The 15,977-nt window shown below is 60.1% G+C and carries 17 protein-coding genes; 12 read left to right on the plus strand and 5 right to left on the minus strand.

Translation table 11 applies throughout. From position 1 onward, the window contains the following. Positions 1-14 precede the first annotated feature (14 nt). Positions 15-1,043: an ABC transporter permease gene (locus GF108_RS13270; RefSeq protein WP_027229571.1), complete on the plus strand. Its 1,029-nt coding sequence runs from the start codon at positions 15-17 to the stop codon at positions 1,041-1,043. Between the two features lie 182 nt (positions 1,044-1,225). Next, positions 1,226-2,215, plus strand: coding sequence for an inositol 2-dehydrogenase (gene iolG, locus GF108_RS13275; protein WP_153668378.1), 990 nt, complete (start codon positions 1,226-1,228; stop codon positions 2,213-2,215). 66 nt (positions 2,216-2,281) lie between these two features. Here iolG and GF108_RS13280 read toward each other — a convergent pair whose 3' ends face one another. Next, entirely contained in the window at positions 2,282-3,391 is a 1,110-nt protein-coding gene (locus GF108_RS13280; protein WP_153668379.1) for a Gfo/Idh/MocA family protein, read from the minus strand. Between the two features lie 133 nt (positions 3,392-3,524). Here GF108_RS13280 and GF108_RS13285 point away from each other — a divergent pair, with 133 nt between their 5' ends. Beyond that, positions 3,525-4,358 carry a MurR/RpiR family transcriptional regulator gene (locus GF108_RS13285; RefSeq protein ID WP_027229576.1) on the plus strand — a complete coding sequence of 278 codons (834 nt, stop codon included), beginning with the start codon at positions 3,525-3,527 and terminating at the stop codon, positions 4,356-4,358. 2 nt (positions 4,359-4,360) lie between these two features. Here GF108_RS13285 and GF108_RS13290 read toward each other — a convergent pair whose 3' ends face one another. Both GF108_RS13290 and GF108_RS13295 read right to left on the minus strand, forming a co-directional pair. Continuing rightward, positions 4,361-4,750: a PIN domain nuclease gene (locus GF108_RS13290; RefSeq protein ID WP_153668380.1), complete on the minus strand. Its 390-nt coding sequence runs from the start codon at positions 4,748-4,750 to the stop codon at positions 4,361-4,363. Beyond that, positions 4,747-4,959, minus strand: coding sequence for a type II toxin-antitoxin system VapB family antitoxin (locus GF108_RS13295; protein ID WP_153668381.1), 213 nt, complete (start codon positions 4,957-4,959; stop codon positions 4,747-4,749). Before GF108_RS13295 ends, GF108_RS13290 begins: the two co-directional genes overlap by 4 nt. A gap of 173 nt (positions 4,960-5,132) precedes the next feature. Here GF108_RS13295 and iolC point away from each other — a divergent pair, with 173 nt between their 5' ends. The 5 genes from iolC (at position 5,133) to iolB (ending at position 10,962) form a co-directional block, all read left to right on the plus strand. Beyond that, positions 5,133-7,061 carry a 5-dehydro-2-deoxygluconokinase gene (iolC, locus tag GF108_RS13300; RefSeq protein ID WP_153668382.1) on the plus strand — a complete coding sequence of 643 codons (1,929 nt, stop codon included), beginning with the start codon at positions 5,133-5,135 and terminating at the stop codon, positions 7,059-7,061. 50 nt (positions 7,062-7,111) lie between these two features. Next, positions 7,112-8,962 carry a 3D-(3,5/4)-trihydroxycyclohexane-1,2-dione acylhydrolase (decyclizing) gene (gene iolD / locus GF108_RS13305; protein ID WP_153668383.1) on the plus strand — a complete coding sequence of 617 codons (1,851 nt, stop codon included), beginning with the start codon at positions 7,112-7,114 and terminating at the stop codon, positions 8,960-8,962. 102 nt (positions 8,963-9,064) lie between these two features. Then, on the plus strand, positions 9,065-9,949 hold the full coding sequence (iolE, locus tag GF108_RS13310) for a myo-inosose-2 dehydratase (protein ID WP_153668384.1): 885 nt from the start codon (positions 9,065-9,067) through the stop codon (positions 9,947-9,949). Continuing rightward, complete coding sequence (locus GF108_RS13315) at positions 9,949-10,161, plus strand: DUF3329 domain-containing protein (protein WP_370462206.1); 213 nt, start codon at positions 9,949-9,951, stop codon at positions 10,159-10,161. Before iolE ends, GF108_RS13315 begins: the two co-directional genes overlap by 1 nt. 3 nt (positions 10,162-10,164) lie before the next feature. Next, positions 10,165-10,962 carry a 5-deoxy-glucuronate isomerase gene (gene iolB, locus GF108_RS13320; protein WP_153668386.1) on the plus strand — a complete coding sequence of 266 codons (798 nt, stop codon included), beginning with the start codon at positions 10,165-10,167 and terminating at the stop codon, positions 10,960-10,962. Positions 10,963-10,986: 24 nt separating this feature from the next. Here the strand turns inward: iolB and GF108_RS13325 are convergent, their stop codons facing one another. After that, positions 10,987-11,628 (minus strand): NrsF family protein, encoded by a 642-nt coding sequence (locus tag GF108_RS13325; protein ID WP_153668387.1) that lies wholly within the window; start codon positions 11,626-11,628, stop codon positions 10,987-10,989. Beyond that, positions 11,615-12,172: a sigma-70 family RNA polymerase sigma factor gene (locus GF108_RS13330; RefSeq protein ID WP_370462160.1), complete on the minus strand. Its 558-nt coding sequence runs from the start codon at positions 12,170-12,172 to the stop codon at positions 11,615-11,617. Before GF108_RS13330 ends, GF108_RS13325 begins: the two co-directional genes overlap by 14 nt. A gap of 288 nt (positions 12,173-12,460) precedes the next feature. On the opposite strand from GF108_RS13330, the gene GF108_RS13335 reads away from it, so the two are divergent. The 4 genes from GF108_RS13335 (at position 12,461) to GF108_RS13350 (ending at position 15,954) form a co-directional block, all read left to right on the plus strand. Then, complete coding sequence (locus GF108_RS13335; protein ID WP_153668389.1) at positions 12,461-12,739, plus strand: pentapeptide MXKDX repeat protein; 279 nt, start codon at positions 12,461-12,463, stop codon at positions 12,737-12,739. A gap of 79 nt (positions 12,740-12,818) precedes the next feature. Further along, the gene (locus GF108_RS13340) at positions 12,819-13,676 is read left to right on the plus strand and encodes a cytochrome b/b6 domain-containing protein (RefSeq protein WP_370462207.1); all 858 of its coding nucleotides are present in this window, start codon (positions 12,819-12,821) and stop codon (positions 13,674-13,676) included. Further along, the gene (locus GF108_RS13345) at positions 13,673-14,446 is read left to right on the plus strand and encodes a molybdopterin-binding protein (RefSeq protein WP_153668390.1); all 774 of its coding nucleotides are present in this window, start codon (positions 13,673-13,675) and stop codon (positions 14,444-14,446) included. Before GF108_RS13340 ends, GF108_RS13345 begins: the two co-directional genes overlap by 4 nt. A 485-nt stretch (positions 14,447-14,931) precedes the next feature. Next, on the plus strand, positions 14,932-15,954 hold the full coding sequence (locus GF108_RS13350; protein ID WP_153668391.1) for a Tim44 domain-containing protein: 1,023 nt from the start codon (positions 14,932-14,934) through the stop codon (positions 15,952-15,954). The last annotated feature ends 23 nt before the right edge of the window (positions 15,955-15,977 follow it).

Genomic DNA, 15,977 nt, shown 5'->3' on the forward strand with positions numbered 1-15,977 from the left:
GGGAGGAACGAACAATGACAAGCGAACCTGTAACCGCCAAGGCAACGACACCCCCTTTAGCGCCGCGAAGCCGCAGGCGGCTGCCGCCTGAGGTCAATATCCTCCTCGTCCTTATTGGTATTGCGCTGATTTTCGAGATTCTCGGCTGGATTTTTGCCGGTCAGAGCTTTCTGATGAATGTCCAGCGGCTGCGCATCATCATTCTTCAGGTTTCGGTGATCGGCATTATCGCAGTCGGCGTTACCCAGGTCATCATTACCGGCGGCATCGATCTTTCATCCGGCTCCGTAGTCGGCATGACGGCGATGATCGCCGCAAGTTTTGCCCAATCCTCCACATGGGCACGGCCGGTCTATCCTGCGTTGACAGACCTGCCGTTTTTTATCCCGATCGGCGTTGGCCTTGGTATTGGCCTCCTCGCCGGCATCGTCAATGGCTGGCTGATCTCCTATACCAAGATACCGCCCTTCATCGCGACACTTGGCATGATGGTGTCGGCGCGCGGCGTGGCCAAGTGGTATACGAAAGGTTCGCCGGTTTCAGGGCTGACCGATCAGTTCAATTTCATCGGCACCAGCATCTGGCCGGTCGTCGTCTTCCTGGTGGTTGCGCTCGTCTTTCACATTGCGCTGCGCTATACGCGCTACGGCAAGTTCACCTATGCGATCGGCGCGAATGCCCAGGCTGCGCGCGTTTCCGGTATAAATATTGAGAGCCATCTCATCAAGGTCTATGCCATTGCCGGTCTTCTGGCGGGGCTTGCCGGCATCGTCACCGCCGCACGTGCCCAGACTGCACAGGCCGGCATGGGCGTTACCTACGAACTTGACGCGATTGCCGCTGCGGTTATCGGGGGCACATCGCTGACGGGCGGTATCGGCCGCATCACCGGTACGGTCATTGGCGCCATCATCCTCGGCGTGATGATTTCCGGCTTCACCTTCCTTAGGGTCGATGCCTACTACCAGGAAATCATCAAGGGCGTGATTATCGTTGCAGCGGTTATCGTTGACGTGTACCGCCAGAAGAAGCGCAAGGTATAAGGGTAAAGACTTGTCCAACTGCGATCCTCGGGCCTGACCCGAGGGCCGGGCTTGCCCCCCAGGATCCAAGCAAATACGCGCTCTGCATCCTTAGAGTCCTGGGGTCTAGCCCGGGGGATAACGGCAGGGGGCGGATAACAACGCCCGGGGTTGTTCCGGGCTTCTTTAAAGAGGTATTGAAAATGACTGTACGCTTTGGCCTGCTCGGGGCGGGCCGCATCGGCAAGGTCCACGCGAAGGCCGTCACATCAAACCCGCAGGCGAAACTCGTCGCCGTTGCGGATGCTTTCGAACAGGCGGCCAAGGACCTTGCCACGGCGCATGGCTGCGAAATCCGCAGCATCGACGATATTGAAAAGGCCGCGGACATCGACGCGGTGATCATCTGCACGCCGACCGACACGCATGCCGACCTGATCGAGCGCTTTGCGCACGCGGGCAAGGCGATCTTCTGCGAAAAGCCGATCGACCTCGACGTCGAGCGCGTCAGACAGTGTCTGAACGTCGTTCAGGAGACCGGCGCAACGCTGATGGTGGGCTTCAACCGGCGCTTTGATCCGCACTTTGCGGCGGTGCGCAAGGCGATTGACGATGGCGCGATAGGCGATGTCGAGATGGTCACGATCACCTCGCGTGATCCGGGTGCGCCGCCGGCGGAATATATCACGCGCTCGGGCGGAATTTTCCGCGACATGACGATCCACGATTTCGATATGGCCCGTTTCCTCCTCGGCGAGGAGCCGGTCGCCGTCACCGCGCATGCCGCGGTACTCGTCGACAAAAAGATCGGCGAACTTGGCGACTATGACAGCGTCAGCGTCATTCTATCGACGGCTTCGGGCAAGCAGTGCGTGATCTCGAATTCGCGCCGCGCCACCTATGGCTATGACCAGCGCATCGAAGTGCATGGCTCGAAGGGCATGGTTTCGGCCGAGAACCAGCGGCCGGTCTCGATCGAAGTGGCGAACGGCAGCGGCTATACCCGCCCGCCGCTGCACGACTTCTTCATGACGCGCTACACCGAAGCTTACGCCAATGAGATCGCGGCATTCATTGACGCCATCGCCAAGGGATCCAAGGCCGCGCCAGGCGGCGACGATGGTCTCAAGGCACTGGCGCTTGCAGATGCGGCTCTGCGCTCGGTAAAGGAAGGTCGAACCATCACTCTATAAGCCATGCTCGGCGAAACCCTCCCCGGCGCGGGGAGGGTTTCGTTGCCCATTGAACAAGTTTGTCAGCTACCGCACGTCCACCCAGCGCTGTTCCTGGTAGGAGCGGGCCATGGCGTGAACAGTCCGCTCGATCTCGAGCCCGTCGGCAAATTCGATCAAATGCGCGGGCGCGCCATTGATGCGCCTGATGAGTTCGTGGCACTCGATGATCTTCAGGTCGTTGAAACCAAGCCCATGGCCGGGCGCGGGGATAAATCGGTCGTAGGGCTCGTGATGCGGCGCGGTGAGGATCGTACGATAACCCTGTTCAGTCTTCCGATCCGAGGTCACGTAGAGCTGGAACTCATTTGCGCGCTCCTGGTCGAACAGAATCGAGCCTCTTGAGCCGAAAATCTGCAGTGAGATACGCCCCTTGCGGCCCCATGCCGAGCGGTTGACCTGCAACGTTCCGGCGACGCCGTTTTCCATGTGCATGAGCACGCTGGCGCTGTCGAAGGTCTCGACGGTGCGATCGCTGCCATCCTCCGTCTTGCGCGTCGGATAGGGCCTGGACATGTCGCACATTACGCGCGCCACGCGGCCGAATAGCGTAAACAGCAGCGACAGCGGATGCACCGCAAAATCATCGAGTGCACCGTAGCCTGATGATGATGCGTGTTTCCAGTTGAACAGCGCATCGGGGTCGGCCATGAAATCTTCGTCCATCTCGATGCGCAGATGATTGACCTCGCCGATGATCCTTTCGGCCAGGAGCTTGCGAATGTGGCGGATCGCTGGTCCCTGGATGTAGTTATACCCGAGTGCGGCAACTTTGCCGCTTCGCTTCGCTGCTGCAAGCATGGCTTCGGCGTCGGCGAAAAGCGGTGCCATGGGCTTCTCGCACCAGACGTGCTTGCCGGCCTCCAGCGCGGCGATCGCCATTTCGGGATGAAACTGATTTGGCGTCGTGATCGAAACGACATTGACCTCCGGGTCCTCGATTACAGAGCGCCAGTCGCCGGAGCCCTTCTGAAAGCCGAATTCGCCAGCGCGGCGCACTGCAAGTTCGGCGTTGGCTTCACCGAGGTGCACCAGCCGCACCGGCCCCACATCGCCGAAGACGGCGCGAACCGAGTTCCACGCCAGCGCATGGCATTTGCCCATGAAGCCGGTTCCGATCAGCCCAACACCCAGCATCGCTCTCTCCCATCGCTTGCAGTTCCTGATTGAAATAATCTATAAGTGGAGTAAATGGAATAACTGATCCGTCTCGATATAAATATTTTGTCGCGGCGTGCACCAGTTGCGGGAAAGGATAGGGGTGGCGAGCATGGACAACGAGGCGGCCCTGCCGCGGGATTTCGATGCGCTGCGCACGATGATCCTCGATCGCCGCGAAGTGCTGCCCAAACGCCTCGCGCAGATCGCGGCTTACGCATTGAGCAATCCCGATGAGATCGCCTTCGGCACCGCCGCAAGTATCGCCCAGACGGCGGGCGTGCAGCCGTCGACGCTCATCCGCTTTGCCCAGCATCTCGGCTTCGACGGCTTTACCAGCCTTCAGGCGGTTTTTCGTGAACGTCTGCGCGAGCGGCAAACATCGTACGAGGAACGGCTATCGGCCCTGCGGGGTGACACGCATGGCCTTTCGAAGAACCGCACGATATTGAATGGCTTCCTTACGGCGGCGACGCATTCGATCGAGACGATTTCCCACAATGTGGAAGAGGATGTTCTCGAACGGGCGGTCGACATTTTATCGGGTGCCGAGACGATCTATCTCCTGGCGCGCCGACGCTCCTATCCGATAACCGCCTACATGGCATATGCATTCGGCAAACTGAAAATTCGCAACCAGCTGATCGAATCGACCGCCGGCATCGACCCTGAGATCATTTCCTTTGCCGGGCCACGTGATGCCGCCATCGCCATCAGCTTCTCGCCCTATGCCTCAGCCACGATCGAACATGCTGCGGCTTTATCGGCCCGTAATGTCCCGGTTGTCGCCATCACCGACAGCGCTTTTTCACCACTCGCCCAGTCTGCGAGCGTATGGTTCGAAGCGGCAGAGGGCGATTTCTCCGGCTTCCGCTCTCTCTCCGGCACCATGGCACTGGCAATGGCGCTGACTGTCAGTGTCGCGGAGAAGCGCCGAAATACCTAGGTTCAAAGAACCTTTAGTCCCAGGTGCTCCGCCATCGGAGCAAAATCCCGATCGTGGTGCAGGAGGTAGTGGCCCTCATTGATGCAATAAGTCGCAATGATCATATCGATGGTCCTGCGGATAGTGATGCCGCGTTGCCGCAATTGCCTATAGTTCCGCGCCGCCTCGATGGCGATACGCGTCGACAACATGTTACGGACCTCAAATCTGCGTAAACGCGCCTCCAGAGCCGCCGCCGCAGCGTCCGTGCGCGTGCCCTGCAACAGTTCGAGCAGAACGATATCCCCGACGATTATTGTGGAGAGATCGGAAATCGAACGAAGCTTTTGAACCGGGGGAACGAGTTCGTTGCGCATGTGGGCAATAAAGCCCGAACTATCCACCACGATCATTCGAAATCATCTCGATCGCGACCGTCACGCATGGTGTCGAGGTCGCCTTCCCATTCGATGCCAACGATTTCATCTAGCGATCTTTGAAGATCGTACTGCCGCACGAGCCGCCTAAGGGCTTCCTCGACTGTAGCTTTTTTTGTGGAGAGCCCTGTCAGTTTCATAGCCTTCGCGACAAGCTCGTCATCGAGTTCGATATTTGTGCGCATGGTGGCTCCGATGTGTATATAGTCCCCACACTATACACATAGAAGCGCCTCGTTGAAAGCGAAACACAAAAAGAACAGACATTCCATATTGACGATTTGATAGAATTATTATTTCATATGGCAAAATTCCCAGGCTCAGCGAGCGGGACAATCAGCATATCGGGAGGACCATCATGGACGGAGCTGATACGAGCAAGCTGCTTGATGTCATTACGATCGGTCGTTCCTCGGTTGACCTTTACGGCCAGCAGATCGGCTCGCGGCTTGAGGACATCGCCTCGTTTGCCAAGTCCGTCGGCGGCTGTCCCACCAATATTGCCGTCGGCACGGCGCGGCTCGGACTGCGCTCGGCGCTTTTGACACGCGTCGGCGACGAACAGATGGGGCGTTTTATCCGTGAGCAACTGCAGCGCGAAGGCGTTGCGACGCAAGGCGTCATCACCGATCCGGAGCGGCTTTCGGCGCTCGTCATCCTCTCGGTGGAGAACGACAAGAGCTTTCCGCTGATCTTCTATCGCGAGAATTGTGCCGACATGGCCATCGATGAAAGCGATGTCGATCCGGAATTCATTCGGTCGGCGCGCGCCGTGGTCGTGACCGGCACGCACTTTTCCAAGCCCAATACCGATGCGGCGCAGCGCAAGGCAATTCGCCTGATCAAGGAAGCCGGCGGCAAGGTCGTCTTTGATATCGACTACCGTCCCAATCTCTGGGGCCTCGCCGGTCATGGGGCTGGCGACAGCCGTTACATCGCCTCAGACAAGGTCTCCAACCATCTGAAGACGGTTCTCGCCGATTGCGACCTCATTGTCGGCACGGAGGAAGAAGTGCTGATCGCCTCGGGCGAAGCCGATCTTTTGAGCGCCCTCAAGGCGATCCGCGCCCTTTCCAGCGGGACGATCGTGCTCAAGCGCGGTCCCATGGGTTGTATCGTCTATGAAGGCGCCATATCCGACGACCTCGAGGACGGGATCGTCGGCAAAGGCTTCCCGATCGAGGTCTTTAACGTGCTCGGCGCCGGCGATGCCTTCATGTCCGGTTTCCTGCGTGGCTGGCTCGGCGGCGAAAGCCTTGCCACCGCCGCGACCTGGGCGAATGCCTGCGGCGCCTTTGCCGTGTCGAGGCTGCTATGCGCCCCGGAAATTCCGACTTACGAGGAACTGCAATATTTCCTCGAACATGGCAGCCGCTACCATGCGCTGCGCAAGGACGAGGCGATAAACCACGTCCATTGGGCGACGACGCGCCGCCGCGATATTCCGGCAATGATGGCTTTTGCGATCGATCACCGCGTCCAGCTCGAGGCGCTGGCAGAGAAGCTCGGCGCAGGGGCTGATAAAATCGAGGCCTTCAAGGAACTGGCGGTGAAGGCTGCCGCCAAGGTCGCAGATGGGCGCAGCGGCTACGGCATGCTGATCGACGAGAAGTTCGGCCGCGAGGCGATGTTCGAATTCGCCCGCCACAATTTCGATTGGCTCGGGCGTCCCGTCGAACTGCCGGGTTCGCGCCCGCTGCGCTTCGAGTTTTCACAGGACATCGGTTCGCAACTGGCGGAATGGCCGGTCGATCATTGTATCAAGTGCCTGTGTTTCTACCGGCCGGATGATCCTGCGGCATTGAAGGAAGAGCAGCAGGCAAAGCTGCAGTCACTCTTCGAGGCCGCACGCAAGGTCGGCCGCGAACTCTTGATCGAAATCATCGCTGGCAAGCATGGTGAGGTGGATGACAACACTATTCCGCAGGCGCTTGAGGAACTCTATGCGCTCGGCATAAAGCCGGACTGGTGGAAGCTCGAACCGCAGGCATCGGCTGTCGCCTGGAAGAAAATCGAAGCCGTGATCGAAAAGAACGATCCGTGGTGCCGTGGCGTCGTGCTCCTCGGACTTGAAGCGCCACATGACGAACTTGAGGCGGCTTTCGTTGCCACGGCTGGTGCCCCGATCGTCAAGGGCTTTGCCGTCGGGCGGACATTGTTCATGGATGCGGCGGAGAATTGGCTCGCCGGACGGATCTCGGACGAGGCTGCGATCGACGACATGGCCGGCCGTTTCGAAAAATTGACCAAGGCCTGGCTTGCCAGCCGCGACCGGCAGGCGGCATAGGATTAGTATTGCCAGCGTCGGGATAGCGAACTTCCCGGGAGGAGACTGAGATGACCAAGACGATACGCCTGACCATGGCGCAGGCCCTGACGCGTTTCCTTAGCCGCCAGATGACGATGGTCGACGGCAAGAAGGTACCGGTCTTTGCCGGGGTCTGGGCGATTTTTGGCCATGGCAACGTCGCGGGCCTCGGCGAGGCGCTCTATCAGGTCAGGGAGGAGCTTCCGACCTATCGCGCCCACAACGAGCAGGCGATGGCGCATGCGGCGATCGCTTTTGCCAAGGCGAGCTTCCGCCAGCGGATGATGGCGGTGACGAGTTCGGTTGGACCCGGCGCCACCAACATGGTGACTGCGGCCGCACTCGCGCATGTCAATCGCCTGCCGCTCCTGCTGCTGCCGGGCGATGTATTTGCAAACCGGGTGCCCGATCCGGTTCTGCAGCAGGTCGAGTCCTTTGGCGACGGAACTGTTTCGGCCAATGATTGCTTCCGTCCGGTCTCACGCTATTTCGACCGTATCACCCGTCCCGAACAGATCATCCCGGCGCTCGCTCGCACCATGGGCGTCCTGACCGATCCGGCTGAGTGCGGACCGGTGACGCTTGCACTGTGCCAGGATGTGCAGGCTGAGGCCTACGATTATCCGGAAAGCTTTTTCGAGGAACGCGTCTGGACCCAACGCCGGCAGCGGCCGGATCGCGACGAGCTTGCTGCGGCGGTTGCCGCGCTGAAATCGGCCAAGAAACCGCTCGTCATCGCCGGCGGTGGGGTTATCTATTCTCAGGCATCGAACGAACTTGCGTCATTCGTCGAAGCGGCCGGCATACCCGTTTGCGAAACACAAGGCGGCAAGTCCTCGTTGCTGGACGTGCATCCTCTCAACATGGCCGCGGTCGGCGTGACGGGCACCTCGGCGGCTAACCGGCTCGCGCAGGAGGCGGATGTCATTCTCGCCGTCGGAACCCGGCTTCAGGACTTCACCACAGGGTCCTGGGCATTGTTCCAGAACGCGGAGAAGACCTTCATCGGGCTGAACGTCCAGCCCTTCGACGCGACAAAACATCGGGCGCTGCCGCTTGTCGCCGACGCCAGGGAAGGGCTCGAGGAGCTTGCGGCCGCCCTCAAGGATTACCGCGCCCCGACTGACTGGACCGGCAATGCGAAAGGCGGCAAGGAAGAATGGCAGCGGGCGGCGGCCAAGGTGACGGGACCGACCAATGCGTCCCTACCTTCCGACGCGCAGGTGATTGGCGCGGTGCAACGCGCCATGGGCGCGGAGGCCACCGTTTTGCACGCTGCGGGCGGATTGCCGGGGGAATTGCACAAACTCTGGCAGGCGGGCGCTCCCGGTTCCTACCACGCCGAATACGGCTTTTCCTGCATGGGCTACGAGATCGCCGGCGGTCTCGGAGCGAAGATGGCAAAGCCCAACGACGAGGTCGTGGTGATGATCGGTGACGGCTCGTATCTGATGCTGAATTCGGAGATCGCGACCTCGGTCATGCTCGGCCACAAGATCAACATCGTGCTGCTCGACAATCGCGGCTATGGCTGTATCAACCGGCTGCAGATGGGCACCGGCGGCGCGAACTTCAACAATCTTCTCAAGGATACGAAGCACGAGGTTCTGCCCGAGATCGACTTTGCCGCTCATGCCCGCAGTCTTGGCGCCATTTCCGAAAAGGTCGCCTCCATCGCGGAGCTCGAAAGTGCCCTGGCACGCGCCAGGCTGAACGACCGAACGACGGTGGTTGTCATCGACACCGATCCGCTGATCTCGACCGAGGAGGGCGGTTTCTGGTGGGATGTCGCCGTACCGGAGGTCAGTGCGCGCAGCCAGGTAAACGATGCGCGACGGAACTACGAAGCAAAACAGAAACTGCAACGGGTTGGTGATTGATCAGGCAAGACGCTGCCCTTACCCTTCCCTTTGTGGGGGGCGGAGGAAGCGACGGAGCCGATTTGCAATCTCAAATCAACCCAGAACCAAAGGAATGAAAGAATGATCCGCATCGGGGCGAACCCAATCGGCTGGTCCAATGACGACATGCTGGAGATTGGCGGGGACATACCGCTGGAGACCTGCCTCGAGCAGGCGCAGGCGGCCGGCTTCACCGGCATGGAACTCGGCAACAAGTTTCCGCGCACCGCCGACAGGCTGCGGCCCATTCTCGAATCCTATGGCCATAGCCTCGTCAGCGGCTGGTATTCCACAGAACTCCTGCTGCGCGATGTCGATGCGGAACTCGAAGCCGCAAAGGCACATGCGACCTTGCTCAAGGATATGGGGTGCTCGGTGCTGATCGCCGCTGAGACGTCCAATGCCATCCACTCCAACAAGGATATGCCGCTCTCGGCGCGCCCCGTCCTGCAGAAGGCCTCCTGGACGGTGTTTGGCGAGCGCTACACGCGTTTTGCCGAGGCGATCCAGCAGACTTACGGCCTGCAACTCGTCTACCATCACCATATGGGCACAGTGGTTCAGGCCGAGTGCGAGATCGACCGGTTCATGGAAGCCACCGGCGCACCGGTGCACCTTCTTCTCGATACCGGCCATGCGACGTGGGGCGGCGCCGATCCGGCGCGGCTTGCACGCCACTACAAGGCGCGCATCAGCCATGTCCATTGCAAGGATATTCGCGAGGATGTGATGTGGCGCTCGAACCGCGAGGACTGGTCGTTTCTCGATTCCGTCCTTGCCGGCGTTTACACGGTTCCTGGCGACGGCATGATCGACTATGTTCGGGTTCTGAAAGAACTGAAAGGGTACAGCGGCTGGGTTGTGGTCGAGGCCGAGCAGGATCCGGAGAAGGCCGATCCGGCCGTCTATTCGAAGCTTGGATACGCCAATCTCAGCCGCTTCATCAAGGAAGCAGGTCTCGCTTGATCAAGGACTCGAACCATCCGTTTTTCCGTCCCCTGTGGCGCCGTATTGCCGTGGTTGCCTTCTGTGTTGCCTGGGCGATCTTCGAGTTCGCCACGGGCACGCCGTTCTGGGGTGTCATCGCGCTCGGATTTGCCGGCTACGGCGTCTGGCAGTTCTTCCTCATCTACGATGCATCGGAGCAGCAGGCAGACCCCGAGAACAAGAAGGAGTAGGGCATGTCGAAATTGCTCATCAAGGCAGCGCCCGGCAAGGGACGCGTTGCGCATGTGACGCCGGAAAGCGCGGGCTGGACCTATGTCGGCTTCGACCTGCACAAACTGGACGAGGGCCAATCTGCGAGCGGCACCACGGGTGACAAGGAAGTCTGCCTCGTCTTCGTGACCGGCAAGGGCAGGGTGGTCGTCGATGGTGATGATCTCGGCATCCTTGGAACCCGCATGTCGCCGTTTGATGGCAAGCCCTGGTCCGTCTACCTTCCGGAAGGCGCGGAATGGTCCGTCGTCGCCGAGACGTCCGTCGAGCTTGCGGTGTGTTCGGCGCCAGGCCTTGGCGGCGGACTGCCGGTGCGGGTGATTTCCCCCGACGATCTCGGCCAGGAAACGCGGGGCAAGGGCACCAATACGCGCTATGTCACCAACATCCTGCCGGAGAATGAGCCAGCGGATTCGCTGTTGGTCGTAGAGGTCATCACGCCTGGCGGGCATACATCAAGCTATCCGCCGCACAAGCACGATCAGGACAATCTGCCGGCCGAATCCTATCTGGAAGAAACCTACTACCATCGCTTCAACCCGGCGCAGGGTTTCGGTTTCCAGCGCGTCTACACGGATGATCGCTCGCTCGACGAGGCCATGGCGATCGAGGATGGCGACGTGGTGATGGTGCCGAAGGGTTACCACCCCTGCGCCGCCTGTCATGGTTACGACCTTTACTACCTCAATGTCATGGCGGGGCCGAAGCGCACATGGAAGTTCCACAATGCGGCCGAGCACGAGTGGCTGATGAAGGCCTAGGCGCGTCACACTACGCCAAGGTACTCACCACCGCAGAACATACCGCCCCACGATCGCCCCGATAAGGCCGGTTACGAGCACGCCCAGCGTGTACCACATGGCGATGAATGGCATGCCGCTTTCAGTGCAATGAAACGAATAGACGAATGAGGCGATCGCCCCGGCCGCCAGGCCAGCGGCGGCGCCCGCCACTGTCAGCCGCGTTGGAGCAAGGCCGCGCAGCACCCAGAATGCTGCAATGAGCAGGGGCAGCGAGAGCATGACGATGTTGAACGTGCACACGCTGACCGAACGGCCCTTCATCATTGCCATATATTGTTCTGGGGGCGTTGCCGCGAGCTCGGCAAAGGCGAGGAAACTGATGACGATGATGGCTATCGCCATCAAGGCAAGACTGACGCGGATGCTGCCGAGCGGATGGGCGATACGCTTTACCGCCCAGCCGCCAGCGGCGGCAAGCGCAAGCGTATAGGCGAACTTGACCCAGAACGGCGTCGTGCCCATGGCTGTTGTCATGTCGGGCCTCAGGCCGAGCCAGAAATACATGAGAAGCGCCGAGGCGATGGAGCCAAGGCCGAGCCCCGCAGCAACGCGGCCAACGACGGCCATGGGTGACACCGGCTTCAACTCGCCTGTCAGACGCGCAATCAGGTCATTTGTCGTCATTGGCAGCCCGCCCTTTGAGCTTCGTCGCTATGGCCTTTATTCCTCTGTGTATGCTGACCTTGACCGTCGTTTCGGTAAGGCCAGTGCTTTCCGCCACCTCGGCGATGGACTGTCCTTCGATCCTGGTGCGGCGGATCAGATCGCGCGTTCTTTCCGGCGCCGCTTCAAGCAGCCGCTCGACATCCATGCGGTCGCCTGCAGCGTCGGATGGATCCGTCGCAAACAGGTCTTCCACATCGTCGAGGGGCACAGTGGCCCGGATGCGGTTGCGCCGGAAATGGTCGATCAGCTTGTAACGCGCAATGGCATGCAGCCAGGCCGTAAAGGGCCTGTCGATCTCATATGTCGCCCGCCGCGTGTGCAGCGCCATTAGTGTCTCCTGCACCAGGTCGTCGGCATCGCCCTTGTGCGCATCGGACAGCCGCCGCAAAAAATAAAAGCGTAGATGCCTGGCCACCTCGGTGAGAAGGGCTCCATAGCTGCGCGCATCGCCGGCAAGGCTGGCGAGCATGAGTTCCTTCAATCGCGTCTCGAGCGAAAGCACTCTCATTCATCCTTTATTCGCAGGCATGGCGAAAAGGTTACAGATGAGAGCCAAGCCTCCGGCGCGTCAATGGCTTGCGCCGTATTCCACTAAAGAATGATCACCAATGCGTGATGCTGTAACCGATCCGTGCCTCACCGCGAACTGCTTCATGTGATCGGCGCACAGCCGGCGTGACAGCGAGAGCAGAGAATTTCCGGCAACGACCGGAAGGCAAGGATGCGGAATGTGTCCCGAAACTAAAGGACGCGTCGCACCGTATCTACTTCAAACCAAAGGAGAACACCCATGAACACTCTCATACGCCGTATCGCCGTTTCGGCTCTCATTGCTGGCGCCGGCATTGCCGGGGCAAATGCGGCATCGGCCGCGGAGACGATGAAGCCGATGACCAAATCCGATTGCATGAAACATGCGGGCATGGAGAAGGACGCCATGAAGAAGGATTCCATGATGAAGGAATGCGACCAGATGGCGATGAAAAAGGATACAATGAAATCCGATACGATGATGAAGAAGAGCGGCACCTCAGATGCCATGGGCACGATGGCGCCCAAGAAAAAGTAACATGAAGATCGTGCGTGGCGGGTGAGTTCGCCACGCATAATTGCAGCTGCTTCGGCTTTGGAGGCCGTCCGTGACAAGCATTGCACAATCCGAAACGGCGAAGTCGCGCCAGGTGCTCTTCTACCGGCATTCGGTGCTCGTGCGTATCACGCATTGGCTCAACGTCCTCTGCCTGAGTTTTCTTTTGATGAGCGGCCTGCAAATCTTCAACGCCCATCCGGCGCTTTACTGGGGGCAATACGGCGCAGATGCGAGACCCGATCCATCGTTCATTTCAATCGGCGCGGTCGAGGATGGCGATACGATCAAGGGCGTTACCCGGATCGGCTCCATCTCTCTTCCGACGACCGGGGTCCTTGGTGCATCGATCGTCGATGGCGAACTTGCACCGCGCGCCTTCCCGTCCTGGATCACGATTCCGAGCTATCAGGACCTTGCCACCGGCCGGCGCTGGCATTTCTTCTTCGCCTGGTTCTTCGTCATCAACGGCTTCGTTTATCTCCTCTATGGCCTTATTGCCGGGCATTTTCGCCGCGACCTCGCTCCGACCCGAACCGAACTGACGCCGGGCCATCTTGCCCACGAGGTTGCCGAACATGCGCGGCTGCGCTTTCCGAAAGGCGAAGCGGCCCGCCACTACAACGCCCTGCAAAAGCTTGCCTATGTCGGCGTGATCTTCGTCCTGCTGCCGCTCATGGTGCTCACCGGGCTGACGATGTCGCCGGGGTTCAACTCGATCTTCCCATGGCTGCTCGATCTCTTCGGCGGCCGTCAATCGGCGCGAACTATCCATTTCATTACCGCCTCGCTCCTCGTCGCCTTTGTCATCGTCCATATCGTGATGGTGCTGGTCTCCGGCGTCTGGAACAATTTGCGCTCGATGATCACCGGCTATTATGCGCTGCGCGTCGAGCCTGAAAAGGAAAAGTCGACATGAGCATCGACCTTACCCGCCGCCGCTTCCTCATCGGCTCCAGCGTTGCGGCGACCGGGCTTTTGACCGGCTGCGACGCGCTCGTCCAGAGCACAACCGTCAACGATATACTGCAACGGGCAGAATCGCTGACGATGGGAGCCCAGCGACTTTTGATGGGCCACCAACCTCTGGCGCGCGAATTCAGCGAAGCCGACCTTTCACCGGTGTTCAAGCCGAATGGCACCTCGGAACCGGCCAGCGAGGAGTATGCACATCTGCGGGAAAACAACTTCGCCGACTGGAAACTCGTCGTGAACGGAATGGTGCAGCGGCCATTGGAATTCTCGCTGGCTGACCTCAAGGCCATGCCGTCACGGACGCAGATCACCCGGCACGATTGCGTCGAGGGCTGGAGCGCAATCGGCAAATGGACAGGTGTCCCGCTTGGCCTCGTACTCGAAAAGGCGGGGCTTGCTCCCGGCGCGCGGTATGCGGTGTTCTATTGCGCAGACGAATTGGAGCAGACCCTGGATGGCAGCGGCAAATATTACGAGAGCATCGATCTCGTCGACGCCTGGCACCCGCAGACGATCCTCGCCTATGCCATGAACGGCAAGGACCTGGAAGTGGCGCACGGCGCGCCGCTACGGCTGCGCGTTGAACGCCAACTCGGCTACAAGCACGCCAAATATGTGATGCGCATCGAGCTCACCGACAGTTTCAGGGGTATTTGGGGCGGGAAGGGTGGCTTCTGGGAGGACCGCGGCTATGAATGGTATGCGGGGATTTGAGACCTGCCTAGAGGGGCGACTCAACGGTCGTCTGCGGCGACTGTCGCAGGGACCCGTTATTGTCTGAAAACAGCGCGAGTGCTCCCAGCAAGGCGAAAAACGTCAAGAGCACGAGTATTACGACGCATTGATGAACCAATAGTTCGGTCCCTCATCTGGAGATTCGTGTCTCGCTGCAGACCTGATCCACAACGTCGGCTGATCGTAGAAGAGAACCCATTCCCCTTAAGTGCCGCGCCATCGCAACAGCAGGCATCAAGCCTAGCCGTTGATGTGGCGAGAATACGACGGTGGCCGGGATGAAGTTATTTACAGGCGCCGCTCCCCTCGTTCAGCAAGAGTGGATCCTCGGGACGAGAGCCCAAGGAAGCACGCTTTCAACACGACGCCAGCGAAAAACTTGCCGCCGAACCTTCAAAAGCCCGCCGGCTTTTACCATATGCTGCGCAACAGATGTTTCGTAACATGATTGAGGAGACTGTTGCATGCTGCCCGTTCTAAACCGCTTCAGCCGGATTGCCGCTATTCTTGCCCTGGGCATGGCGGTGTCATTCAGCGTTGTCCATGACGCTGACGCCCGGCGTGGTGGCGGCGGGTTTGGCAGCCGCGGCGCTCGCACATTCCAGGCGCCCGCGCCGACCCGCACGGCGCCTGCTCCGGCAGCGCCCATCGAGCGCAGCATGAGCCCGCGGCCCGATGCGGCCCAGCCATCGGCCGCACAGCCGCAATTGGGCCAGCAGCAGCGTCCGGGTCTTTTCGGCGGCATGGGCCGCTCGCTTATCGGCGGTCTGCTGGTCGGCGGCCTCATCGGCACCTTGCTTGGCCACGGCTTCGGCGGTGCAGCCGGGTTCCTAGGCATGTTGCTGCAGATCGGGCTCCTTATTGGCGTGGTCATGCTGGCGATGCGTTTCTTCCGCTCGCGCCAGACGACAATGGCGCCGGCAGGCGGGCCTGCATTCGGACGGAATGCCGGAGGCAATGCGCCCTCAAACGCGTCCTTCAGAATTCCGACGATCGGTTCGGGTTCAGGTGCGGCCGGAAATGCCAGCTACGGCAATGGCGGTGGCTATCAAGTGGCGGCAGCTTCGTCGGCCGGCGATGAGATCGGCCTGAAACAGGATGATCTCGATCGTTTCGAGCAGCTTTTGACGGAAGTGCAGACTGCGTATGGCAAGGAGGATTACGCCACGTTGCGCAAGCTGACGACGCCGGAAGCCATGTCCTATCTCGCCGAGGAACTCGGGCAGAACGCAACCGATGGCCTGCGCAACAGCGTTTCAAGCGTGAAGCTGCTGCAGGCGGATATTGCCGAGGCCTGGGCCGAAGGCGATACGGAATATGCGACGACCGCCATGCGCTATTCGAGCATCGACTCCATGGTCGACCGCGAGACCGGCCGTATCGTCAACGGCGACGAGAAGGAGCCGAGCCAGACGACGGAAGTCTGGACCTTCATGCGCAAGCCCAATGCGGACTGGAAGCTTTCAGCGATTCAGGACGCCGCTTAAAATCCTTCACAAACGAAAGGCCC

Origin of the sequence: Phyllobacterium sp. SYP-B3895 (assembly GCF_009647635.1) — a bacterium.
Classification (GTDB): Bacteria; Pseudomonadota; Alphaproteobacteria; order Rhizobiales; family Rhizobiaceae; genus Phyllobacterium; species Phyllobacterium pellucidum.

Coding starts and splice junctions, on each gene's coding strand:
- GF108_RS13270 (WP_027229571.1), top strand. CDS start 15: ATGACAAGCGAACCTGTAACCGCCAAGGCAACGACACCCCCTTTAGCG.
- iolG (WP_153668378.1), top strand. CDS start 1,226: ATGACTGTACGCTTTGGCCTGCTCGGGGCGGGCCGCATCGGCAAGGTC.
- GF108_RS13280 (WP_153668379.1), bottom strand. CDS start 3,391: ATGCTGGGTGTTGGGCTGATCGGAACCGGCTTCATGGGCAAATGCCAT.
- GF108_RS13285 (WP_027229576.1), top strand. CDS start 3,525: ATGGACAACGAGGCGGCCCTGCCGCGGGATTTCGATGCGCTGCGCACG.
- GF108_RS13290 (WP_153668380.1), bottom strand. CDS start 4,750: ATGATCGTGGTGGATAGTTCGGGCTTTATTGCCCACATGCGCAACGAA.
- GF108_RS13295 (WP_153668381.1), bottom strand. CDS start 4,959: ATGCGCACAAATATCGAACTCGATGACGAGCTTGTCGCGAAGGCTATG.
- iolC (WP_153668382.1), top strand. CDS start 5,133: ATGGACGGAGCTGATACGAGCAAGCTGCTTGATGTCATTACGATCGGT.
- iolD (WP_153668383.1), top strand. CDS start 7,112: ATGACCAAGACGATACGCCTGACCATGGCGCAGGCCCTGACGCGTTTC.
- iolE (WP_153668384.1), top strand. CDS start 9,065: ATGATCCGCATCGGGGCGAACCCAATCGGCTGGTCCAATGACGACATG.
- iolB (WP_153668386.1), top strand. CDS start 10,165: ATGTCGAAATTGCTCATCAAGGCAGCGCCCGGCAAGGGACGCGTTGCG.
- GF108_RS13325 (WP_153668387.1), bottom strand. CDS start 11,628: ATGACGACAAATGACCTGATTGCGCGTCTGACAGGCGAGTTGAAGCCG.
- GF108_RS13335 (WP_153668389.1), top strand. CDS start 12,461: ATGAACACTCTCATACGCCGTATCGCCGTTTCGGCTCTCATTGCTGGC.
- GF108_RS13345 (WP_153668390.1), top strand. CDS start 13,673: ATGAGCATCGACCTTACCCGCCGCCGCTTCCTCATCGGCTCCAGCGTT.
- GF108_RS13350 (WP_153668391.1), top strand. CDS start 14,932: ATGCTGCCCGTTCTAAACCGCTTCAGCCGGATTGCCGCTATTCTTGCC.